Below are 21,699 nucleotides of genomic sequence, written 5' to 3'. Positions count from 1 at the left end.
GCGCCGGCCGAGTCCTCGCCGGTGCCCGCGACCGGCGCCCGCGCCCCGGGCGCACCCGCGCCGAGGGCCTCGGTGCGGAGCCGCGCAGCGCGGCGCAGCGCGGCGACCGCCGGGTCCGCCGGATCGCCGGATTCGCCGCGGGCCGCGGAGAGGACCTCGGGGACCGCGGTCAGCCCGCCCAGCTCGCCCCGTACGGCCCGGCCCAGTGACTCGACCGCGCCGGCGGAACGGGCCCGCTCCCGGCAGTGGAGGGCGAGTTCGCAGGCGGACAGGCATTCCGGGGCATAGGCGGCGGGCACCGACCCGACCGCCGAGGCCAGCTCGTCGGCCGAGCAGGACTCCAGGTCGAAGCCGACCCCGTCCGGCAGCGCCGAGGCGATCTCCTCGACCCGGGTCAGCCGCGCCAGCTGCCGCCGGGTGACGGAGAGCTGCTTGCGTACGTCGACGGCCGACGCGGTCGGCAGGTTGGAGAAGTCCTTGGGGCAGACCAGCAGTACGGAGTGGTCCACGGACGCGCCCTTCGTCAGCGCGGCGACCCGCTCCAGCGCCAGTACGTACACCGCTGCCTGGCGGGCCGCCGCGCCGACCTTCGACGGGTCGGCGGAGCCGTCGACCATCGGGAAGGACTTGATCTCGACGACCGTCCACCGGCCGTCGGGATGCACGACGACCGCGTCCGGCTCGAGAAACGCTGGTGAGCCCGCGACCTCCAGTGCCAGCATCGGGTGGTCCAGCAGCGTCCACGCCCCGGCTCCCGTGGCCTCCCGCAGGGCCAGTGCGGTGCGCCCCGCGCGGCCCTCCGGACCGGCCGCCGTCAGATCGGGGACGAGCGCCCGGTGCGGATCGGCCACCCCGAGCAGTCCGAGCAGTTCCGTGCCGCCGTCGGCCTTGACCCCGGCCTCGAACGCGTTTCCCCGCATGAAGGCGAACTGGGACTGGCCGAAGGTGGCGGGCGAGCCCAGCGCCCGGGCGAGCGCCGCCTTGTCCACTCCCGCGCCGTCCAGCAGCGCGCGCCGCCGGCAACCGGGGTTCGCGGCGAGGGCGGCCAGCGCCCGGGCGTCGAGCGGATGCGGCGCGGTGGACGGCCCGCGCAGCTCGGCCATTCGCTGCCGGAGTGCTGTCGCCGGCGCGTGTGGGAGAGGTCCGCTGTCGAGGGATGTGCTCACCCGCGGAAGTCTCGCATCCGCCACCGACAACGGGGGAGCGGTTCCCGGAGACGGCGCCCCGCACGCCGTCGCGCGAACCGGTCCGCCCGTCGGTCCGTGCCCTGCCCGGCAGGTCCGCGCCCGGGCTCGCACGCCCGTTCGCCCCGCCCCGTGCGCCCTGGCGCCACCGGGTCCGCAGCGCTCACCGGCCGGATGCCGTCGCGGACCGTGACGCGTGGGCCTTCGTTCGACGTACGGTGCACGGGAAGGTCCCTCCGTCGTACCGGTGGGCGACTCCCGCCGGTCCCGCCCCACCGCCGGGCGGCCGCCGGTCCCGACGGGGATGATGGACCCATGGCACCGCGCATACTCCTGGCCCGGCACGGCCAGACCGAATGGTCCCTGCTCGGCCGGCACACCGGCCGGACGGACATCCCGCTCCTCGACGAGGGCCGCCGCACGGCGAAGCTCCTCGGGGAGCGGCTGCACAGGTCCCCCTGGGACGGCCTACCGGACGTCGAGGTCCGCACGAGCCCGCTCTCCCGCGCCCGCGAGACCTGCGACCTCGCCGGATTCGGCGACCGCGCGCAGGACTGGGACGCGCTGATGGAGTGGGACTACGGCGCTTACGAGGGCAGGACGCAGGCCGAGATCCAGGAGACGGACCCCGACTGGTTCATCTGGCGGGACGGCGTTCCCGTCGGGGTGACCGGAGCGCCCTCGCGGGGGGAGACCCTCGCAGAGCTCTCCGACCGCGCCGACGGGGTCATCGAGTACGTGCGCTCGGCCGACCGCGACGTGCTGGCTTTCGCGCACGGCCACATCCTGCGGGTCCTGTGCGCCCGCTGGATCGGCGAGGACGTCTCCTTCGCCTCCCGCATCAAGCTGAGCCCGGCCAGCCTCTCGGTGCTCGGCTGGGCCTACGGCGCCCCGGCGGTCGACCGCTGGAACGACACGGGGCACCTCGGCACCTGAGCCCCGCTCAGACCCGGGCCGCGGCCTCGGCCGCCGCGTGGCGGTCCAGGAACGCGGCCACACCGGCCGTGCTCCGGCGCGGCCCGAGCACCCGCGCCGTGTCGGCGAGCATCGCGCGGATGCGGGTGGACTCGACATCGTCCTCGAGGGCGTCGAGCACCCGCTCGCCGACCGCGGCGGCCTCGGCGGGTGCGTCGGCTCGGGCGAGGTCCGCGGCGAGCTGGGTCCGGTAGAGGGCGAGGTTGCGGGCGAAGTGCGGGTCCTGCAGTGCGGCGGCGCGGTGCGCGTGCCGGGCGGCGCGAGGCCACTCGCCGAGCGCCGACCAGCACTGGGCCTCCAGGGCCTGGAGTTCCGGCTCGCCGAAGAACGACATCCACTCCGGGTCCGTGTCCGCGGGTCCGCGGCCGAAGAGCGTATGGGCGCGGGACAGCGCGCGCTCGCAGCCCGCGCGGTCGCCGAGACCGGCCCAGGCGCCCGCCTCGCGCAGCGTGAGCAGGGCCAGCAGCCGGTCCGAACCGAGTCGTCCCGCCGCGCGCTGCCCGGCCTGCGCGGCCCGCACCGCCTCCCGGTGCCGGCCTGCGTCCCTGGCGAGGAAGGAGGTGTTGCAGAAGGCGTGCGCCTCCAGCGCCGCGTCCCCGGCGACACGTGCGGTCGCCAGCGCCTCCGCGTAGTGGGAGCGGGCGTCCTCCAGCCGGCCCGAGTCATGGGCCAGCCAGCCGACGGAGATGGCGAGTTCGCCCGCGCCCGCGGCCAGCCGGTCCGCTGTCGAGCCGCGGGTGGTGGCACCGGCGTCGAGCAGCGCGTAGGCGGCGCGCAGCGGCTGCGCGGCCCGCTGGTAGAGCCCGTCCGCGCCGTGGCGGTCGTCGAGCAGCCGGATCTGCCGCACCGCGGCCTCGACGGCATTCACCTCGGACGCGCCGACCCGCTGCCGGGGCAGGTCGGAACGCAGGGCCTCGGTGCCGGGCAGGGGGCCGAACCCCAGGGACGCGGCCGCCACGGTGACGGTGCCGCCGGTCATGAACGCGCGACGCAGCACGTCGCTCTCCTCGTTGCTGTAGGTGCCGTTGGTGCGGGTGGTGCCGTTGGTGCTGTAGTACGGGTCCGGGCGCCGTGGCGTTCGCCCGCGGGCTGCGCGGCCCCGTACCTCCTCGCGGGCGGAGAACCCCAGATCCGCCGGCGTCAGGCCCGGGAACATATGGAGGAAGACCCGCTCGTAGGCGTAGTTGGGGCAGCGGATCTCGCCGGCCTCGACCCGCCCGATGTAGCGGGCGTCGCAGGCGACCTGTTCACCGATCTCCCGCGCCGCGCGCCGGACGAGCGCGGCGAACTCGCCGGGCGAGCGCTGTCCGCGCAACTGACGGAACTTGAGGTTGGGAACTGCCCGTGACGACGCCATGGCCGAGCCCTCTCCTGTGCCACGTCCGGAGCCCTCCCGGTCCGTTCGGATGTGGGATGCCTGGCTCCGGCGGAGGAAGAACGTACCGGCTGTGAGGGGTCGGCCACGCAGCGTTTGGCTACAAACGGGATATCTCACCCACGATCTGCCATGAACTGCCACCCTTTGCGGCGGCGTGCCGCCGTAGCCCTTGACGCCGACGGGCGTTGAACCATGCGGGGACGCACTACGTGCCCCTGCTCGGCGAGGAGGGTTCCCTTGTTGGAGGTTGGCGTGGAGACCAGCGGCGGCTCACGGACGAGTGCCCAGCACCTGCCCACCCAGGAGTGCAGCGTGGCACCGGGCCGGGCCGCACCGGCTCCCGGTGGAGTCGTCGAGCCCTGCGACCTGGTGATGGTGCCGGCCCGGCAGGGGCTCGAGGCGGTGGACATCCTGCGCCGGGGTGGCGCCCCCGTCGTCGGGCCCGTGCTCCACGACGGCAGCTGCGACACCCTCGGCTTCCTGGTGCCGCCCGGTACGGCGGCCGGCTGGGACATGCCGGGCAGTGCGTGCACGGAGACCTCGGGCCGGGGTATCCGGATCCCCGGCGCCTCGGCGGGTTGTCCGGTGGGCCCGGCCTCCGAGTCCTCGATGGCGGCCTCGAACTGGCTGCTGCCGCCCGGCGGCACCGACCAGGCTCCGCTCACCGACCCGGTGATGCTGCGCGAAGCCCTGGGCGAGGCGGCCCGCATGATCGAGGCGGCGGACAGCATCTGAGGAAGCGTACTCAGCGCGGGGGAGACTGTGGCCGAAGGCGGCCAAGGTGGCCACGCGGCGTTCGCGGTGGACTCCATCGATGACGGGTGGCCCCGTGCGGAGTCCCACGGATCGGCGAAGCTGCAGGGGGCGTGCTCGCGGTCGCGCCGCTCGGCTTCGGCAAACAATTCGGCGCTGTCGATGAACACCGCGTGAAGGTGCCACAACTTCTACAACTCGCTCGACCAGTCCGGGTCGTGGGCGTTATTCGGCCGCAGCACCCGGCGGGTCAGAGCCGGGCGGTGGTGTGGTGGCTCTCGGCCCCATCGGTGAACGCGGTGCACTTCGGGCGGTCTCGCGGATGGTGGCGATGAGTTCGCGGACGAGGTGCGGTGCCGGTCGGGTCCGTTGGAAGCGTGAGAACGCTCGTCATCCCGGCTGAGTGGGCTTTCTCGTGCGTCACTCCCTCCCGCAGCCCGTCACCGATCAGCGGATCCGGGTCGAGGGCAGTGCCATGGGGATCTACGGCAGCTTCCAGAGGTGAGGACGCGATGTGGCCGTCATCCCTACTTTCGGAAAGTCTCATTGACCAACAGTCGTAGATCATGGAAGAGTCGTGTTCGCACAAGAGGCCTAAAGCCTCCAGTGCGCAGGGGGAATTGGGTCGTCCGAATAGGGATGTGAGTCCGTACTCCTTGCTCGATTCACGCAGTCTGGAGGATACAGAACCATGCGCATCTTCAAGAAGAGCACACTCACGAGCGTTGTCGGGCTGACGACCACGGCCGTCGCGGCGCTCGTCCTTGCCGTACCGGGGACGGCACAGGCAGCGCCCAGCGCTTACTGGAAGGTCGACTGCGACAAGTCGGCCGCCGCCAACGACCCCGGCGCCCACGACCTGCTCGCCACCATTTGGCGGTCGAACGACGCCACCAAGGGCGCTCGCGCGTCCTTCAAGGCAAGCAGTGAGACGCTGAGCATAAGCAACTGGTCGAAGGCCATGATGGGCTACAAGCTCCAGTGGACGACAGCAAACGGCTCTCGTATCGAGAGGACGTGGGAATTCGACCTCGGCTCCGGTAATTCGAAGACCGTGGACTTCGATATTCCGGAAGGGCGTACCGTTTACCTGTCGGTCGGGACGCCCGGCGGGAGTACAGCTCACTGTTCGGGTAAGGCGTAATGCCTTAGCGGTGCCGCTTCTTGGCCAGGTGACTGGGTCAGATGCCGTTGTGAGACTCTGATCTCCGAGCCCGGCTGCGACGCGATGTGGTCATCGAATGCCTGTGGGTCAGGAGGGGAGACTTTCTGACCCACAGGCGCTCTTCATGCCCGTCCGTCTCGCCCACCGCCTCTTGGCCGTATGACGCGCTCTTGCCGCTGCCACCGGCACGCCCCTGGACCGCACTCTCCGGTCCGGGCCGCGCGCGGGTACGCCCGTCGGTGGGGCCCCGTCCGTGACCGGCGCGCGCGGGCGGGCCGGCGCCCGCCGATAATGGCCGTATGGCGAGAAACGGACGGCGCGGTCGGTCAGAGGCGGCGGAAGGGGTCGCGGAGGCCGTGGACGGAGGGCTCGCCGAGCTGATACCCGACCGCGACCGGCCCCACGGATGGACGCTGCTGATCGACGGAGCGCCCCAGTCCCACGTCGATCTGGACGATCCCGCCCTGCTGACCTTCGAGTACCAGCGCCGTCTCGGGCACGTCGTCGATCTCGCCGCACCCGCCGGCCGGCCGCTCCACGCCGTCCACCTCGGCGGTGGCGCTTTCACTCTCGCCCGGTACCTCGCGGCGACCCGTCCGCGCTCCACCCAGCAGATCGTCGAGGTGGACGAACGCCTCGTCCGCCTCGTCCGCGACCGGCTCCCGCTCGACCCCGGCGCCCGGATACGGGTCCGGTCCGTCGACGCCCGGGACGGACTCGGCAAGCTCATCGACGGCTGGGCCGATCTCGTCATCGCCGACGTCTTCAGCGGTGCGCGCACCCCGGCGCACCTGACCAGCACCGAGTTCCTCGCGGAGGTGCGGCGGGTGCTGAAGCCCGGCGGGACCTACGCCGCCAACCTCGCGGACGGCCCGCCGCTCGCCCATCTGCGCGGGCAGATCGCCACCGCGGCGGCCGTCTTCCCCGAACTCGCCCTGGCCGCCGACTCCACCGTGCTGCGCGGCCGGCGCTTCGGGAACGCCGTGCTGGTGGCTTCGGACCAGCCGCTACCCGTCGCCGAACTGACCCGCAGGGTGGCGAGCGACCCCCACGCCGGACGGGTCGAGCATGGCAAGGCGCTCACGGACTTCACCGGTGGCGCGGTCGCCGTGACCGACGCGGCGGCCAGACCCTCGCCGGCGCCGCCGTCCTCGGTCTTCCACTGAGAGCCGACCGCGTTCGCCGAGGTGCCCCCTGCTGCGCCGGGTCCGGCCCGGGGGCTCCGGGGGAGCAGGGCCACGGCGTTCCGCGGCGTTGCTCAGCGTTCTTCGATCTGGACGCGCGGCGCCGTGTCGTGCCAGGTGCAGAAGACGTCGATCTCCCGGCCGTTCAGTGAGAACGTCACACGGATGTAGGTCGGCTGCTTCCAGATCTGCATCGTCCAACTGCCCGACGGAGTCGCCGAGACCAACTCGGCCGAGCTGGGACCGATGTCGAACGCGACCCGTCCGCCCTCGACCGTGTAGCTCTTCACATTGCCCGAGGGCGGTGGCGACCAGGGGCTCCTGCTCCTGCCGGGCGACGCCTCCGGTTTCTCGGCGGGCGGAGTCGCCGCCGGAGAACCGCCGCCTCTCCCCGGCTCGTCGCCGGACGACGGGGCCGGATCCGGAGTCCCGGGGTCCGAGGTCGGGGACGACCGGGTCGCGGAGGCCTGCGGCGTGCGGGCGTCGGCCGTGATGGGCAGGGCCCGCGGCCGGTCGTACGCAGTGCCCGCCATCACCGTGTGCACACCCCACCACGAGAGCGTGACCGCCGCGCCCGTGGCGAGCGACCACGCCATGGCGTGTACGAGTCCTCTCCGCATCCGGGCCATACTGCACCACGCCCGCCGTCCCCGTCCCAGGGGGACTCCGTTACTCCGGATGGCGTACGGTGCCGCCCATGGCAAGTGTGCTCGTGGTCGAGGACGACCAGTTCGTGCGCTCCGCCCTCATCAGGCACTTGACCGAGGCCTCCCACACCGTCAGGAGCGTCGGGACGGCCCTGGAGGCGCTGCGCGAAGTGGCCCATTTCCGCTTCGACGTGGTCATCCTGGACCTCGGACTGCCTGATCTCGACGGAGCCGAGGCGCTGAAGATGCTGCGCGGAATCACCGACGTACCCGTGATCATCGCGACCGCGCGGGACGACGAGACGGAGATCGTGCGGCTCCTCAACGACGGCGCGGACGACTACCTCACCAAGCCGTTCTCGGTGGAACACCTGTCGGCGCGGATGTCGGCCGTGCTGCGCCGGTCGCGCGCCGCCGCGGACGAGGCCCCGCCCAGCAGGGTCATCCAGGTCGGCGGGCTGTGCATCGACCCGCTCCGCCGCCAGGCGGAACTGGACGGCAACCGACTCGATCTGACCCGGCGCGAGTTCGACCTGCTCGCCTTCCTCGCCGGGCGTCCGGGCGTCGTCGTGCCCCGCAAGGAACTCCTCGCCGAGGTGTGGCAGCAGTCCTACGGCGACGACCAGACCATCGACGTGCATCTCTCCTGGCTGCGGCGGAAGCTGGGCGAGACCGCCGCGCGCCCCCGCTATCTGCACACCCTCCGCGGCGTCGGGGTGAAACTGGAGCCGCCGAGATGAGATGGGCGCTGGTCAGGGTCTCCCTGGCGGTCACCACCATGGTCGTGCTGGCCTTCGCCGTACCGCTCGGGCTCGTCATCCAGGAGATGGCCCGGGACCGGGCGTTCTCCAACGCCGAGCGGCAGGCCGCCGCGATCGGCCCGACGCTGTCCATCACCACCGACCGGCGCCAGCTGGAGCGTGCCGTCGCCTCCACGCAGGCGGGTGCGGCGGGGCGGATGGCCGTGCACGTGCCCGCCTCCGACGAGACCGGTGGCCAGACGCTGGAGATCGGCACCCGGCGGGCCGCGGTCAAGGACCTCGCCACCACGCAGCGGATCGGCCGCGCGTCCATCACGGAGGTCACGGACGGCTCCGCGCTGCTCCAGCCCACCGCGCTCAGCTCGGGGAAGATCGCGATCATCGAGGTGTACGTGCCGGAGGACGAGGTCGGCAAGGGGGTGACCACGGCCTGGCTGGTGCTCGCCGGCGTCGGTGCGGCACTGGTCGTCGGCTCCGTCGCCGTCGCCGACCGGCTGGGTGTACGGATGGTGCGGCCCGCCCAGCGGCTCGCCGGCGCCGCGCACGACCTCGGCGAAGGGCGGCTGGGGGCACGGGTCCCGGAAGAGGGGCCCACCGAACTGCGGTCCGCCGCAGTCGCGTTCAACTCCATGGCCGACCAGGTCGTCCAGCTGCTCGCCAATGAACGCGAGCTGGCCGCCGATCTGTCGCACCGGCTGCGCACCCCGCTGACCGTGCTCCGGCTCAACGCGGCCTCTCTGGGCACGGGCCCGGCGGCCGACCAGACCAGGGCCGCGGTCGAGCAACTGGAACGCGAGGTCGACACGATCATCCGTACGGCGCGCGAGGCCAAGCCGCAGACCCAGGCGACCGGGCCGGGCGCGGGCTGCGACGTCTCCGAAGTCGTGGGGGAGCGCATGGAGTTCTGGTCTGCGCTCGCCGAGGACGAGGGGCGCAAGGTGCGTCTCGCGGGCGTGGACCGACCGGTGCGCATCCCGGTGGCCCGGCCCGAACTCGCCGCCGCCCTGGACGCGCTGCTCGGCAACGTCTTCCGTCACACGCCGGAGGGCACGGCCTTCTCGGTGGACGTGCACAACGGCGAGGACGCCGTGATCGTGCTCGTCTCGGACGCCGGCCCGGGCATAGCCGACCCGGAGGCGGCCCTGACTCGCGGCAACAGCGGAGCCAGGGACGGCTCCACGGGGCTCGGCCTGGACATCGTGCGGAGGGTCGCCGAGTCGACCGGCGGCGATGTGCGCATCGGGCACTCGGTGCTGGGCGGTACGGAGATCCGCATCTGGATCGGGCTCGTCGGACCCCCGAAGCGTCCGCAGGGCCGGCTCGGCCACCGCACCAAGCGGCGCAGGAAGGGCGGGGCCGGGAGCCGCAGGGGCGCGGAGGTCTGACGCCGGACGGGCGCGGGAGCGCGGGACCTCCCCGTGCACAGGACATGGGAGTGACGAGGGATTAACCGCCTCCGATGCCGTCCTTAAGCGCACCCTCAGAACCACAACGACCGTCGGGATGGGGAGCTTTGTCCGTTCCGGGGTCGCTAGCGTGCTGCCGCACCCCACTTCCGTCACGCAGAGGCAGGCACACGCGATGGGCACCAGCACGCACCGGCGCAGGGTGAGCGGCAGAACGAGGACGATCGGTGCTGTCGTGGCCGCCGCGCTCGTCGGCGGCGCGGCGTTCGCGATCTCCGGGACGGCGCAGGCGGCCGCGGTGGGCGCCGCGTACACCAGGACCAGCTCCTGGGCAGGCGGTTACACCGGGCAGTACGTCGTCACCAACGACACCGGCGAGGCCCGGTCCGGCTGGACGCTCGAGTTCGACCTGCCCGCCGGCACGCGCATCGGCTCCCTCTGGAACGGCGACCACACCGTCAGCGGACGGCACGTCACCGTGAAGCCGGCGAGCTGGAACAAGCAGCTCGCACCCGGTGCGTCCGTCACCGTCGGCTTCGTCGCCTCCGCGAGCGGCGAGGCGGGCGACCCGTCCGGCTGCCTCATCGACGAGGTGGCCTGTTCCCCCGACGCGGGCGACCCGCCCACGCCCGGCGGGAGCCCGACCGGGCAGCCCGCGCCGTCCCCCACGGTCACCGGCACGACGGAGCCCCCGGCCCCCACCGCGACGGCCCCGCGGTCGCCCACCGCCGCACCGACGGCCACGGTCACCGCCACGCCCCCGGCCGCCGGCAGCGGAGCGAGGTTCGCCCCGTACGTCGACACGTCCCTGTACCCGGCGTACGACATGCTCGACACGGCGGCCAGGACCGGGGTGAAGGACTTCACGCTCGCCTTCGTCACCTCCGGCGGCGGCTGCGCCCCGCTGTGGGGCGGCGTCACCGACCTCGCGAACGACAGGGTCGCGGCCCAGATCACCGCGCTGCGCGCCGAGGGCGGCGACGTCAGGGTCTCCTTCGGCGGCGCGGCCGGCCGTGAGCTCGCCCTCGACTGCACGTCTCCCGGCGACCTCGCGGCGGCGTACGGCAAGGTCGTCGACCGGTACCGGCTCACCAAGGTCGACTTCGACGTCGAGGGCGCCGCGCTGCCCGACGCGGCCGCCAACACCCGCCGGTCGCAGGCCATCGCCCAGCTCCAGAAGAAGCACCCGGGACTGGACGTCTCCCTCACCCTCCCCGTCATGCCCGAGGGGCTCACCCAGCCCGGGGTCGACCTGCTCGCCGACGCCAGGAGGAACGGCGTGCGGATCGACGCGGTCAACATCATGGCGATGGACTACGGGCCCGCCTACAGCGGCGACATGGGCACCTACGCCATCCAGGCGGCCACCGCCACCCAGGCCCAGATCAAGGGCGTCCTCGGTCTCTCCGACGCCGCCGCGTGGAAGACCGTCGCGGTCACCCCGATGATCGGGGTCAACGACGTCACCACCGAGATCTTCACGGTCGACGACGCGACACAGCTGGTCGGCTTCGCGCGGTCGAAGGGGATCGGGTGGCTGGCCATGTGGTCCTCGACCCGCGACAGGCAGTGCCCGGGCGGGGCACAGAACTCCGCCGACGCGACCTGCAGTTCGATCCTCCAGCAGCCGCTGGCGTTCACGAAGGCGTTCGCCGCCTACGGGTAGCCGCCCGCCCCATGCCCGCGGGCGTCCGGAGGAGCCCCCTCCCGCACCGCCGGTGGCCCGCGGCCACCGCCCCCTTGCGGCGCGCCCCGGCCGGTGACTCTCCCACCCGGCCGGGGCACGCCTCTGCCGCGGCGGGTCAGCAGTCGGGGAGCACCCCCGTCCGAGCCAGCTCGCCGTACCAGCAGGCGCTGGACTTCGGGATGCGGGCCTGGGTGTCGTAGTCGACGTACACCGCGCCGAAGCGCTTCCCGTAGCCGTACGCCCACTCGAAGTTGTCCAGCAGGGACCACAGGAAGTAGCCGCGGACGTCCGCGCCGTCCGCCAGCGCGCGGTGCACGGCGGAGAGATGGCCGTGGAGGTAGCGGATCCGCTCGGGGTCGTGGACGGTTCCGTCGTCGCCCGGCTTGTCGGGGTACGCGGCGCCGTTCTCGGTGACGACGAGCGGCAGCCTCGGGGCTTCGCGGGAGTAGCGCATCAGCAGGTCGTAGAGGCCCGTCGGGTCCACCGGCCATCCCATGTCCGTGACGTCGCCCGGTGCCCGGTGGAAGGCGACCGCGTCGGCGCCCGGCCAGGGGGAGTGCGGGCCGCCGCCGTGGCCGTCGTTCCGTTCCGGCGCACCGTCACTGTCAGTGGCGCCGGATACAACGGACGGTGAGTAGTAGTTGATGCCCAGCGAGTCGAGGGGGTGCCGGATGACGGCCAGGTCGTCACCGTGGACGAAGGACCAGTCCGTGAGGTGCTCCGTGTCCACGAGGAGGTCCGCGGGGTACGTGCCGTGCAGCATCGGGTCGGTGAAGACGCGGTTGGCCAGCGCGTCGATCCTGCGCCGCGCGTCCAGATCGGCCTCCGAGCCGCTCCTGGCCCTGACCGCGCAGGGGTTGATGCTCACGGACACCTGGCCGCGGGCGGGCAGAGCGGTGCGCAGCGCCTGGGCGGCCAGCCCGTGGCCCAGGTTCAGATGGTGCGCGGCACGGAGCGAGGCCACGGGATCCGTGCGGCCCGGCGCGTGCACCCCCGAGGCGTATCCCAGGAACGCGCTGCACCAGGGCTCGTTGAGCGTGGTCCAGCGCTCCACCCGGTCGCCCAGCGCGTCGGCGACGATACGGGCGTAGTCGGCGAAGCGGTGCGCCGTGTCCCGTTCGGGCCAGCCGCCGGCCGTCTCCAGTTCCTGCGGCAGGTCCCAGTGGTAGAGCGTCAACACGGGAGTGATCCCGTGGTCCAGCAGGTCGTCGACGAGCGCCCGGTAGAAGTCGAGACCGCGCTGGACGGCCGGGCCGCGGCCCGTGGGCTGGACCCGCGGCCAGGAGACCGAGAAGCGGTAGGCGTTGACGCCGAGCCCGGCCATGAGCCGGACGTCGTCCGCGCGGCGGTGGAAGTGGTCCACGGCCACATCGCCGGTGTCCCCGTTCTTCACCTTGCCGGGCGTGTGGCTGAAGGTGTCCCAGATCGACGGCGTGCGGCCGCCCTCCCGCACGGCGCCCTCGATCTGGTAGGCGGCGGTGGCGGTGCCCCACAGGAAGCCGGGCGGAAAGCTGACGGACATGGAGGAGCTCCCGAAGTGTGAGGAGGAAGGAAGTGGACGGTGTCAGCCCTTGACCGCGCCCTGCATGATGCCGCCGACGATCTGCCTGCCGAAGAGCACGAAGGCGAGCAGCAGCGGCAGCGTGCCCAGCAGCGCACCGGCCATGATCACCGACTGGTCGGGGATGTAGCCGCGGCCCAGCCCGGTGAGCGCCACCTGGACCGTGGGGCTGCCGTTCTGCGTCAGCGCGATGATCGGCCAGAAGAAGTCGTTCCACGCCATCACGAAGGTGAGCATGCCGAGGACCGCCATCGCCGGCCGGGCGGCCGGGAAGACCACGTGCCACACGACGCGCCAGCTGCTCGCCCCGTCCACCCGGGCCGCCTCGATCAGCTCCGTCGGCAGCGCCTCGCTCAGGTACTGCCGCATGAAGAACACGCCGAAGGCGCTGACGAGCGTGGGGAGGATGACGGACTGCAGCCGGTCGGTCCAGGACAGCTCCGCGATCAGCATGTACAGCGGGACGACGCCGAGCTGCGGCGGGACCATCATCGTGCCGATCACCAGCAGCATCAGGACGTTCTTGAAACGGAAGCGGAGTTTGGCGAAGGCGAAGCCGGCGAGGGTCGAGAAGACCACGGTGCCCGCCGCGATGGACCCCGCCACGACCGTGGTGTTGAGCAGCGCCGTGCCCATGTTGGCGTCGGTCCACGCGATTTCGAGGTTCCTGAGCAGGTTGCCGCCGAACCAGAAGGGCGGGGGCGTCTGCGCGAGCCGGGTGTTGTCGCGGGACGCCGCGACCGCCGTCCACACCAGGGGGAAGAGCGAGCCCAGGGTGAACACGATCAGCACGGCATGGGTGATGCGCCCGCCGTGCAGGTGCCTGCCGGCGCGGCCCCGCGGGCGCCCGGTGGTGGTGGCGGGCCGGGTGGCGGCCGGTTCATGGGTGGTCGTCAGCACGTCATCCCCTTAGGCGCTCTTGCGGAGTCGGTGGACGAGCAGCCAGTTCACCGCGCCGATCAGCAGCAGGATCAGGAACATCGTCCAGGCGATCGCCGACGCCCGGCCGAGATGGAGGTTCACCCAGCCCTGCTCGTACAGATAGAGCCCGAGCGTCTGGAACTGGTGGTCGGCGCCGCCCGTCGCCCCGGCGCCGCCGTTGAACAGCAGCGGCTCGCCGAAGAGCTGGGTCGCGCCGATCGTCGACACGACACATGTGAACAGGATCGTCGGCCGCAGCGACGGGACGGTCACGTGCACGAACTGCTGCCAGCGGGAGGCGCCGTCGAGCGCGGCGGACTCGTACAGGTCGTTGGGGATCGCCTGCATGGCCGCCAGGTAGATCAGCGCGTTGTAGCCGGTCCAGCGCCAGACGACGATCGTCGAGACCGCGATCTGGGAGGTCCACTCGCCGTTCTGCCAGTCGACCGGGTCGATCCCGGCCAGCCCCAGCGCCCAGTTGATCATCCCGTAGTCCCGGCCGAACATCAGGACGAAGACGAGCGTGGCCGCCGCGACGGACGTGGCGTACGGGGTGAGCGCCGCGACCCGGAAGAACATCGAGCCGCGCAGCTTGTAGTTGAGCAGATGCGCGATACCCAGGGCGATCAGCAACTGCGGCACCGTCGAGATGATCCCGATGGTGAAGGTGTTCTTCAGTGCGTTCCAGAAGAACTCGTCCTCGAGCAGCCGTGCGAAGTTCCGCAGGCCCACCCACTCCATGTCCGTCGGGGCCGTCAGCTCCACCCGGTGCAGCGAGGCCCAGCCGGTGTAGAGCAGGGGGAAGAGCCCGAAGGCCGCGAAGAACAGGAAGAAGGGGGCGACGAAGGCGTAAGGGCTCCACCGCACGTCCCGCCGGTACCGGCGGCTGCGCCGCTCCCGCCGCCGCCTGGCCGCGGCGGTTTCCCGGTCGGTCGGCCGCCGCGCCGGGGCCGCGCCCTCCGCCCGGGAGGGCGCGGTGCCGGCGGAGCCACCGGCCGTGCCGGTCACGGGAGTCACCGGTCCGGTCACTGGTCCAGCGCGTTGTCGATGGCCTTCACGGCGGCGTCCCAGCCTTCCTTGGACGACCGGCCCTTCTGGTCGACCTGGAGCATGCCGACGTCGGCCAGGTTCTGGGCGATCACCAGGTCCTTCGGACCGATGACCGTGACCGGGATGCCCTCGGCGGCCCGGGAGAAGATCTCGCCGATCGGGGCGCCGCCGAAGTAGTCGTGCTTGGCGTCGGCCACGGCGGGCAGCGAGTACGCGGCCTTGGCGCTCGGGAAGCTGCCGCGCTTCTCGAAGAGCTTCGCCTGCTGCTCGGGTGCGGTCAGCCAGGCCGCGAGCTTCGCCGCCTCGGTCTTGTTCCTGCCCGCCTCGGGCACGATCAGGAACGAGCCGCCCCAGTTGCTGGGCTTCGGCGCGGGCGCGACGTCCCACTTGTCCTTTCCGGCCGCACCGCCCTTGTCCTGGATGTAGCCGAGCATCCACGCCGGGCAGGAGACCGTGGCGAACGTGCCGTTGGCGTAGCCCTGGTCCCAGGCGGGTGTGAACTGCTGGAGCCTGCCGGTCAGTCCCTCGGTCGCGAAGGCGGCGGCGATGTCCCAGGCATGCTTCACGGCCGGGTTGGTCTTGTAGACGACCTCGCCGTTCCCGTCGTAGAACCGCTTGGCGCTGCTGCCGGTGATCGCGGCCATGACCCCGGAGGCGGAGTCCACGAAGGCGGTGCCCTTGGGTGCCTTGGCCTTGAACTGCTTGCCGGCGGCCAGGTACTTGTTCCAGTCGCCGGCCCAGAGCTTGCCGACGGCCTCACGGTCCGTCGGGAGACCCGCCTTGGCGAAGAGGTCCTTGCGGTAGCAGATGCCCTGCGGGCCGATGTCCGTGCCGAGTCCGACGGTCTTCCCGTCCTTGGACGTCGCCTGTGCCCACTTCCAGGGCAGGAACGCGTCCTTGTCGACGCCCTCGGTCCGGCCGAGGTCGACGAGCTTGTCCGCCTGGGTGGCGGTGATCTCGGCGATGTTGTTGACCTCGACGGCCTGGATGTCGGCCAGCCCGCTGCCGCTGCCCAGATGGGTGAGCAGTTGCGGGTAGTAGTTCTCGTTCCGCTCGATCGAGGTCTGCTTGATCTCGATGTCCCTGTGGAGCCTCATGTACTCGTCGTAGAGCCCGGCCTCCTTGAGGCCGAAGGCCCCGAAGACCCCCACGGTGATCGTGGTTCTGCCCTTGCCGCCGCCCCCGCCGTTCGCGGAGCTGCCGCCGGGTCCCTCGCCGTCCTCGGCACAGCCGGCCAGCAGCCCGGCGCCGAGTGCCGCGACGACCGCCAGGATTACGGTCCTGCGCATTGCGTCCTCCTAGTGACCTGACGTGCCGACCCCCCGGCCAACTCTCACGGCGTGCCCATCGGTTGAAGCTGTGCTCGGGCGGGGAACGTGCGGGTTCTGAATGGGGCGGTAATGTGGGAGCGCTCCCATGAGTGATGGCTTGAAGGGTCGCGGCTCCCCGCAGGGGTGTCAAGGCTCCCGGCGCGTAATGTTCCGGGGCAGGGAGAACGGGAGGCGGATCATGGTGGATCGTCGGAATGCCGGTTTCCCCGTGAGGGGCGATGTGCGCGCCGCCTCCCGCGGAGGGGCCAGGGCATCGGGCCGCAGCGGGGGCAGACCGACGCTCGAGGAGGTCGCGGCACGGGCCGGCGTCGGCCGCGGCACCGTCTCGCGGGTCATCAACGGGTCGCCCCGGGTGAGCGAGGCGACCCGTGCCGCCGTCGAGGCGGCCGTCACCGAACTCGGCTACGTCCCCAACCGCGCCGCCCGCTCACTCGCCGCCAACCGCAACGACGCCATCGCGCTCGTCGTCCCCGAGCCCGAGGCGCGGTTCTTCGCGGAGCCGTACTTCTCCGACATCGTGCGCGGTGTCGGCGCGGCCCTCGCCGAGACCGACATGCAACTGCTCCTCACCTTCGCGGGTTCGGAGCGCGAACGCCGGAGACTGGCCGACTACCTCGCGGCCGGCCGGGTGGACGGTGTGCTGCTGGTGTCGGTGCACGCCGACGACCCGCTGCCCGACCTGCTGGAACAACTGGGGATCCCGGCCGTCATCAGCGGTCGCCGCTCGGCCTCCGACCCCCTCGCCGCGGTCGACTCCGACAACACCGGGGGCGCCCGCGCGGCCGTCGCCCATCTGCTGTCCCGCGGGCGCCGGACCATCGCGACGATCACGGGGCGGCTCGACGTCTACGGTGCCCAGTGCCGCCTCGGCGGATACCGGGCCGCCCTCGCGGAGGCGGGTGCCGTGGCCGACGAGCGGCTGGTGGCGCCGGCCGACTTCACCGAGGACGGCGGCCGGCTGGCCATGCGCGCCCTGCTCGACCGACGCCCTTCGCTGGACGCGGTCTTCGCCGCCTCCGACGTCATGGCCGCCGGCGCCCGCCAGGTACTGCGCGAGGCGGGCCGGCGCATCCCCGACGACGTCGCCCTGGTCGGCTTCGACGACTCCGCGGTGGCCCGCCACATGGACCCGGCCCTCACGAGCGTCCGCCAGCCGATCGAGGAGATGGGCCGCACCATGGCCGGCCTCCTCCTCCGCGAGATCGCCGACCGCGGCGGCCCGGACCGGCCGAGGGTCATCCTGCCGACGGAGCTGGTGGTCAGGGACTCGTCCTGACGGCGGATCCGACGGCGGACCGGCGAGAAGCCCGCCGACGGCCAGGGCGGTGGGCCCGCCCGGTGGCCCAGCCGCCGGTGGGACCTGCCGCGCGGACCGACAGCCGAGGGCGCGCACGAGGGGCATGTAGGGCACACACGCCGAGGGGCCGATCCGTTCACGGATCGGCCCCTCGGCGCGCAGGGTGAGTGACGGGACTCGAACCCGCGGCATCCTGGACCACAACCAGGTGCTCTACCAGCTGAGCTACACCCACCATGACCGGTCGTTCTCCCGACCGGCCGAGAAAAAGTGTACAGGGTCCGGGAGGGTGCTCGCGCCCGCGTTTACGTCGGCCCGGCGTGTACCCCGCGTGCGCGGCGGGACGGGCCTCGCGACCTGGGACGTACCCGCCCGTCCGGAGGAAGACGCGGCCCGGTGCGGACAACCGGCGCGGCCGCACGGTGACACGGGCACCCTGGATGGGAGCCCCTGCACCGGCGTCCGCACCAAGGTGCCGTCCACGCGCGCCGTGCGGGGCCGTGTACGAGGAGCAGTGCAGGGCCCTCGACGCCGACCCGGGGCCCTGGAGCGGACGTGGGCAGCGGGATCCGTCGCCCGGAGCCGGAGCCGGATCGCCCGGGCGCGACGATCCCGTCGCGCAGGCACCCGGGTGCCCGGACCGGGAAGGCGGGCGGGGACGCCCCGGCACCGGACCCCGGACACGCCCGCGCCGGGCGGGCAGCGGTCGCTGCTCCGCCCGGCGCGCGTGCGGCCTACTGCGCCGCGGGCACCACGTGGCGCGCCGCGATCGTCTTCGCCGTGTCCGAGTCCGGGCCCGGCTGGGGGACGAAGATCGCCTCGCGGTAGTAGCGCAGCTCGGCAATCGACTCGCGGATGTCGGCGAGGGCCCGGTGGTTGCCGTTCTTCTCCGGACTGTTGAAGTACGCCCGCGGGTACCAGCGCCGGGCCAGCTCCTTGACCGAGGAGACATCGACGATCCGGTAGTGGAGGTACTCCTCCACCTTCGGCATGTCGCGGAGCAGGAAGCCGCGGTCGGTTCCGACCGAGTTCCCGCACAGTGGCGCCTTGCCCGGCTCCTTGACGTGCTCACGCACGTACGCGAGGACCTGCTCCTCGGCGTCGGCCAGGGTCGTGCCGGCCGCGAGCTCGTCGAGGAGGCCCGAGGCGGTGTGCATCTGCCGCACCACCTCGGGCATGGTCCCCAGCGCCGCGTCCGGCGGGCGGATCACGATGTCCACCCCTTCGCCGAGCACGTTCAGTTCCGAGTCGGTGACCAGCGCGGCCACCTCGATGAGTGCGTCGTCGGCCAGCGAGAGCCCGGTCATCTCGCAGTCGATCCACACCATGCGATCGTTCATGCGTCCTACCTTATGGCGCACTCCGCTGGCCGGGGAGCGCCGGACGCCCGGTGGCGTAGGCGTCCGAGCCGGGCCTGCCCGGTTCCGGGGGACCGTGGGACGCACCCGTGGCGGCCGGAGGCCTCCTCGTGTGCCCCGCGGACGCCTGGGTCGGTACGACCGGCTCGGACGCGCCGGACGTCACCGGGTCGCCCTGCGGACGCCTGGCCCGGTAGGCGGCCCGGTACGCGGCCGGGGAGGAGCCGAGCTGGCGGCGGAAGTGCCCGCGCAGCGCCACCGGGGAGCGGAAGCCGCACCGCCCCGCGACCTCGTCGACCGAGTAGTCGGAGGTCTCGAGCAGCCGCTGCGCCTGCAGCACCCGCTGGGTGATCAGCCACTGCAGGGGAGCGCTCCCGGTGAGCGAGCGGAACCTGCGGTCGAAGGTCCGCCTGCTCATGTACGCACGGGCCGCCAGGGTCTCCACATCGAACTGCTCGTGGAGGTGTTCCAGCGCCCAGGCCACGACCTCGGCGAGCGGGTCGGAGCCGATCTCCTCCGGTAAAGACCTGTCGAGATAGCGCTCCTGCCCGCCACTGCGCCGCGGCGGGACGACCAGCCTGCGGGCGAGTGCCCCGGCCGCCTCCGCGCCGTGGTCGGTCCGCACGATGTGCAGACAGAGGTCGATGCCGGCCGCGGTGCCGGCGGAGGTGAGGACGTCGCCGTCGTCGACGAACAGCTCCCGCGGGTCCACGTGGACCGACGGATAGCGCTTGGCGAGCGTCGGCGCGTACATCCAGTGCGTGGTCGCCGGGCGGCCGTCCAGCAGCCCCGCGGCGGCCAGTACGAACGCCCCGGTGCACAGCCCCACGATGCGGGCGCCCTCCTCGTGGGCGCGGCGCAGCGCCTCGAGGGCCTCGGGTGGCGGTGGTGAGGTGATGGACCGCCAGGCCGGCACGACGACCGTGCCCGCTCTGCCGATCGCTTCCAGCCCGTAGGGCGCGGTGAGTTCGAGTCCCCCTGTGGTCCGCAGGGGGCCCTCCTCACCGGCACATACGAGCAGCCGGTAGCGGGGAACTCCGGCATCCTGGCGGTCGATTCCGAACACCGAGAGTGGAATGGAACTCTCGAAGATGGGACCGCCGCTGAACAGCAGCACCGCGACGACTTCCCGGCGGCGGCGCCCGGACAGCTTCCTTACGGCCTCCGGCGCGGCGGAGTCCTGACTCATGACGCTAAGCCCCCCTCGGTGTTCGCGTCTCCCCGTTCTTGTCGGGCCTGTCGCTCCTGCACGTTTCCCCTCGGTTTTGCACGAGTCCCCAGCCTTCGATACTCATGATCGAATCTACTGCGTCCCGTGGTGCCGGCGTGACAAGTTCCGGAACCGGCACATTGTCGACAAGGCAACTTGGCGCGAAGCATTCGATCACGAAGCGTTGCATCCGGAGGCCGCGCAGGGAAGTGCGCGACGCATGCATGGCCCATCCCCGTAGGGTGCGAGCGGCGTGTGCGGTCCTTTCCTCCCTGGTCACACGGGGGTTGACGGACCATTTCTCCAAGGAACGCCCGAGCAGGTGAAGTTGGCCTAAAACATGCGGGTGCATGTGTGCGAATCCGTCAGTCCCGTGGAGCGGGTCGTGCCCGACGGCCGCCGCCGCGGCGTCCTCGCATCCCCGCGGTGCGCCGCGGAGCCCGTTCGGACCGGCGCATCAACGCCAGGCAGGCGCCGGTCACGGCGGCCAGGCCGGCCGCGACCGCGACCGCGCCGCCGACGGATGTGTCGTACGCCACAAGGACGACCGGGACGACGACACAGCCGAAAGTTGCCCATCGAACCACTTCGCCCGCGGCGTCGCCCGCCGGGGTGCGTGAGGCGAGACTCATGGGCGTTCCGGGACCCTCTCCGGTGGAGCGGGTGGCGGGGTTCGCGCGCTCGGCGGTTCGGCGGGGCCTTCCGGAAGCCGCCGGGGCGGCCGGTGCCGGCACCGCCGCCGGGCGCGCGGCCGCCGTCCGCGGCGCCCGGCGGCGGCCCCGTGAGGGGGTCCGGTCGGGGGGCGGGGCGGAGGTGCGGGCGGCCGGTGATGCGGGCACGGGAACTCCTCGGGGCGGAGGTTCGGCGGGGACGCGGTGGAGTCGGCGGATCCGTCCCGCCGGTGGGGCGACGGGAGACCAACGAGGGGCGGAGCCCTCCGGTCACTGCCGCGCCTTCTTGTTCCCTCGGCGGTTCCCCCGGGTCCTTCCGCTCCTCTCCCGACTGTCGGCTCCGGCCCTGGACGGGCGGGCCGCGGGCGGTTCCGGTGGGCGTTCCGGGCGAAGCCTGTACGGTGCAGGCGCCATTGCCATACGGAGCGTGCTCGTGCATGCTCCCTGGGACGCGTGCTCCGTCGGCTCGCCGGGAGTAGGAACCCCGAGCTCTGGGCAGGCGAGGAGTGTCGCCGTACCCTTGAGGGTATGGGGTTGGGAAGTTGATTCCCGGACAGAGCTCCGCAGCCAACCGTCGCCCTCCCATGAGGATCTGAACGCCGAGACAACCGATGGCCGGTCACGAAATTCCCGAACCCGCGGACCGCAAGCAGGTCGCCGACCCCCTGTCGGATCTGCAGGCGGCGGAACAGTCGTGCCATTCCTGCGATCCCGCCTTCCGGCACGGGGTCGTGGTCGGTTTCGACGGATCCACCTCGAGCGAGCGGGCGCTGGCGTACGCGATCGGGATGGCCGGGCGCTCCGGTTCGGGCCTGATCATCGTGCATGTCGCCAACCGCCTTCCCACCACGGTGTGGGCGGGCTGCGAACCGCCGGTCTTCGTCGACGTCCCGGACCACCGCACCGAGGTGCTGGGGCTCGAACTCGCCTGTGCCGACTACCTCTCCGAGGTTCCGTGGATCCTCGTGGAGCGCGGCGGCGACATCTGTCACGAACTCGAGGAGGTCGGCCGGGAGTATTCGGCCGACGCCATCGTGGTCGGCTCCACCCACGGCATCGTGGGGCGCATTTTCGGCTCGGTCGCGGGGCGGCTGGCACGCCGTGCTCAGCGGCCCGTCATCGTCATCCCATAGCCCCCAAGACGCCCCACGAGCCCCTTT

General features: G+C 72.4%; 18 protein-coding genes and 1 tRNA gene. 9 read left to right on the top strand and 10 right to left on the bottom strand.

Annotated features, from left to right (window positions below; all coding sequences use genetic code 11):
• Window positions 1–1,166, bottom strand: a 1,166-nt coding sequence (locus tag QMZ92_RS09570; RefSeq protein WP_283296807.1) for a hypothetical protein, incomplete at its 3' end; no start/stop codon positions are given.
• 333 nt (window positions 1,167–1,499) lie between these two features.
• On the opposite strand from QMZ92_RS09570, the gene QMZ92_RS09565 reads away from it, so the two are divergent.
• The gene (locus tag QMZ92_RS09565; RefSeq protein WP_283296806.1) at window positions 1,500–2,120 is read left to right on the top strand and encodes a histidine phosphatase family protein; all 621 of its coding nucleotides are present in this window, start codon (window positions 1,500–1,502) and stop codon (window positions 2,118–2,120) included.
• A 7-nt stretch (window positions 2,121–2,127) separates the two neighbouring features.
• On the opposite strand, the gene QMZ92_RS09560 is transcribed toward QMZ92_RS09565, so the two are convergent.
• Entirely contained in the window at window positions 2,128–3,516 is a 1,389-nt protein-coding gene (locus QMZ92_RS09560) for an NsdA family TPR-like regulatory protein (protein ID WP_283296805.1), read from the bottom strand.
• A 273-nt stretch (window positions 3,517–3,789) separates the two neighbouring features.
• On the opposite strand from QMZ92_RS09560, the gene QMZ92_RS09555 reads away from it, so the two are divergent.
• The 3 genes from QMZ92_RS09555 to QMZ92_RS09545 all read left to right on the top strand — a co-directional run bounded on the left by QMZ92_RS09555 (window position 3,790) and on the right by QMZ92_RS09545 (window position 6,621).
• Window positions 3,790–4,272, top strand: a complete 483-nt coding sequence (locus QMZ92_RS09555; protein ID WP_283296816.1) for a hypothetical protein — start codon at window positions 3,790–3,792, stop codon at window positions 4,270–4,272.
• Window positions 4,273–4,981: 709 nt separating this feature from the next.
• Window positions 4,982–5,434 (top strand): hypothetical protein, encoded by a 453-nt coding sequence (locus tag QMZ92_RS09550; RefSeq protein WP_283296804.1) that lies wholly within the window; start codon window positions 4,982–4,984, stop codon window positions 5,432–5,434.
• A 320-nt stretch (window positions 5,435–5,754) separates the two neighbouring features.
• Complete coding sequence (locus tag QMZ92_RS09545; protein ID WP_283296803.1) at window positions 5,755–6,621, top strand: spermidine synthase; 867 nt, start codon at window positions 5,755–5,757, stop codon at window positions 6,619–6,621.
• Window positions 6,622–6,713: 92 nt separating this feature from the next.
• Here the strand turns inward: QMZ92_RS09545 and QMZ92_RS09540 are convergent, their stop codons facing one another.
• Window positions 6,714–7,268: a hypothetical protein gene (locus QMZ92_RS09540; RefSeq protein ID WP_283296802.1), complete on the bottom strand. Its 555-nt coding sequence runs from the start codon at window positions 7,266–7,268 to the stop codon at window positions 6,714–6,716.
• Between the two features lie 68 nt (window positions 7,269–7,336).
• On the opposite strand from QMZ92_RS09540, the gene QMZ92_RS09535 reads away from it, so the two are divergent.
• From QMZ92_RS09535 to QMZ92_RS09525, 3 genes are all read left to right on the top strand, one after another.
• Window positions 7,337–8,026 carry a response regulator transcription factor gene (locus QMZ92_RS09535; protein WP_283296801.1) on the top strand — a complete coding sequence of 230 codons (690 nt, stop codon included), beginning with the start codon at window positions 7,337–7,339 and terminating at the stop codon, window positions 8,024–8,026.
• Window positions 8,023–9,432, top strand: a complete 1,410-nt coding sequence (locus QMZ92_RS09530; RefSeq protein ID WP_283296800.1) for a sensor histidine kinase — start codon at window positions 8,023–8,025, stop codon at window positions 9,430–9,432. The genes QMZ92_RS09535 and QMZ92_RS09530 overlap by 4 nt, the downstream gene beginning before the upstream one ends.
• A gap of 196 nt (window positions 9,433–9,628) precedes the next feature.
• Complete coding sequence (locus QMZ92_RS09525; RefSeq protein ID WP_283296799.1) at window positions 9,629–11,119, top strand: glycoside hydrolase family 18 protein; 1,491 nt, start codon at window positions 9,629–9,631, stop codon at window positions 11,117–11,119.
• A gap of 136 nt (window positions 11,120–11,255) precedes the next feature.
• Here QMZ92_RS09525 and QMZ92_RS09520 read toward each other — a convergent pair whose 3' ends face one another.
• From QMZ92_RS09520 to QMZ92_RS09505, 4 genes are read right to left on the bottom strand one after another with little or no spacing between them, the layout of a single operon-like run.
• Window positions 11,256–12,662, bottom strand: coding sequence for a GH1 family beta-glucosidase (locus QMZ92_RS09520; protein WP_283296798.1), 1,407 nt, complete (start codon window positions 12,660–12,662; stop codon window positions 11,256–11,258).
• Window positions 12,663–12,704: 42 nt separating this feature from the next.
• A complete protein-coding gene (locus QMZ92_RS09515; RefSeq protein ID WP_502962025.1) occupies window positions 12,705–13,601 on the bottom strand; it encodes a carbohydrate ABC transporter permease in 897 nt (298 codons plus the stop codon).
• Between the two features lie 9 nt (window positions 13,602–13,610).
• On the bottom strand, window positions 13,611–14,630 hold the full coding sequence (locus QMZ92_RS09510) for a carbohydrate ABC transporter permease (protein WP_283296797.1): 1,020 nt from the start codon (window positions 14,628–14,630) through the stop codon (window positions 13,611–13,613).
• A 17-nt stretch (window positions 14,631–14,647) separates the two neighbouring features.
• Window positions 14,648–15,961 (bottom strand): ABC transporter substrate-binding protein, encoded by a 1,314-nt coding sequence (locus tag QMZ92_RS09505; protein WP_283296796.1) that lies wholly within the window; start codon window positions 15,959–15,961, stop codon window positions 14,648–14,650.
• Window positions 15,962–16,181: 220 nt separating this feature from the next.
• Here QMZ92_RS09505 and QMZ92_RS09500 point away from each other — a divergent pair, with 220 nt between their 5' ends.
• The gene (locus QMZ92_RS09500) at window positions 16,182–17,279 is read left to right on the top strand and encodes a LacI family DNA-binding transcriptional regulator (RefSeq protein WP_283296795.1); all 1,098 of its coding nucleotides are present in this window, start codon (window positions 16,182–16,184) and stop codon (window positions 17,277–17,279) included.
• 183 nt (window positions 17,280–17,462) lie between these two features.
• Here the strand turns inward: QMZ92_RS09500 and QMZ92_RS09495 are convergent.
• From QMZ92_RS09495 to QMZ92_RS09485, 3 genes are all read right to left on the bottom strand, one after another.
• Window positions 17,463–17,535: transfer RNA gene (locus QMZ92_RS09495), tRNA-His, on the bottom strand.
• Window positions 17,536–18,034: 499 nt separating this feature from the next.
• Window positions 18,035–18,640 (bottom strand): oligoribonuclease, encoded by a 606-nt coding sequence (gene orn, locus QMZ92_RS09490; RefSeq protein ID WP_283296794.1) that lies wholly within the window; start codon window positions 18,638–18,640, stop codon window positions 18,035–18,037.
• A gap of 10 nt (window positions 18,641–18,650) precedes the next feature.
• Window positions 18,651–19,847, bottom strand: a complete 1,197-nt coding sequence (locus QMZ92_RS09485) for a helix-turn-helix domain-containing protein (RefSeq protein WP_283296793.1) — start codon at window positions 19,845–19,847, stop codon at window positions 18,651–18,653.
• A 1,303-nt stretch (window positions 19,848–21,150) separates the two neighbouring features.
• Between QMZ92_RS09485 and QMZ92_RS09480 the strand changes: the two genes are divergently transcribed.
• Entirely contained in the window at window positions 21,151–21,672 is a 522-nt protein-coding gene (locus tag QMZ92_RS09480; RefSeq protein ID WP_283296792.1) for a universal stress protein, read from the top strand.
• The last annotated feature ends 27 nt before the right edge of the window (window positions 21,673–21,699 follow it).

It is taken from the genome of Streptomyces sp. HNM0645 (assembly GCF_030056615.1).
GTDB classification, from domain to species: Bacteria; Actinomycetota; Actinomycetes; order Streptomycetales; family Streptomycetaceae; genus Streptomyces; species Streptomyces marianii.
This window is presented reverse-complemented; position numbering and strand designations above follow the sequence as displayed.

Excerpts from the sequence above, each read along its gene's own strand:
- QMZ92_RS09535 (WP_283296801.1), top strand. The coding sequence starts at position 7,337 with ATGGCAAGTGTGCTCGTGGTCGAGGACGACCAGTTCGTGCGCTCCGCC.
- QMZ92_RS09530 (WP_283296800.1), top strand. The coding sequence starts at position 8,023 with ATGAGATGGGCGCTGGTCAGGGTCTCCCTGGCGGTCACCACCATGGTC.
- QMZ92_RS09480 (WP_283296792.1), top strand. The coding sequence starts at position 21,151 with ATGGCCGGTCACGAAATTCCCGAACCCGCGGACCGCAAGCAGGTCGCC.
- QMZ92_RS09540 (WP_283296802.1), bottom strand. The coding sequence starts at position 7,268 with ATGGCCCGGATGCGGAGAGGACTCGTACACGCCATGGCGTGGTCGCTC.
- QMZ92_RS09565 (WP_283296806.1), top strand. The coding sequence starts at position 1,500 with ATGGCACCGCGCATACTCCTGGCCCGGCACGGCCAGACCGAATGGTCC.
- QMZ92_RS09505 (WP_283296796.1), bottom strand. The coding sequence starts at position 15,961 with ATGCGCAGGACCGTAATCCTGGCGGTCGTCGCGGCACTCGGCGCCGGG.
- QMZ92_RS09525 (WP_283296799.1), top strand. The coding sequence starts at position 9,629 with ATGGGCACCAGCACGCACCGGCGCAGGGTGAGCGGCAGAACGAGGACG.
- orn (WP_283296794.1), bottom strand. The coding sequence starts at position 18,640 with ATGAACGATCGCATGGTGTGGATCGACTGCGAGATGACCGGGCTCTCG.
- QMZ92_RS09545 (WP_283296803.1), top strand. The coding sequence starts at position 5,755 with ATGGCGAGAAACGGACGGCGCGGTCGGTCAGAGGCGGCGGAAGGGGTC.
- QMZ92_RS09560 (WP_283296805.1), bottom strand. The coding sequence starts at position 3,516 with ATGGCGTCGTCACGGGCAGTTCCCAACCTCAAGTTCCGTCAGTTGCGC.
- QMZ92_RS09550 (WP_283296804.1), top strand. The coding sequence starts at position 4,982 with ATGCGCATCTTCAAGAAGAGCACACTCACGAGCGTTGTCGGGCTGACG.
- QMZ92_RS09485 (WP_283296793.1), bottom strand. The coding sequence starts at position 19,847 with ATGAGTCAGGACTCCGCCGCGCCGGAGGCCGTAAGGAAGCTGTCCGGG.
- QMZ92_RS09500 (WP_283296795.1), top strand. The coding sequence starts at position 16,182 with ATGGTGGATCGTCGGAATGCCGGTTTCCCCGTGAGGGGCGATGTGCGC.
- QMZ92_RS09520 (WP_283296798.1), bottom strand. The coding sequence starts at position 12,662 with ATGTCCGTCAGCTTTCCGCCCGGCTTCCTGTGGGGCACCGCCACCGCC.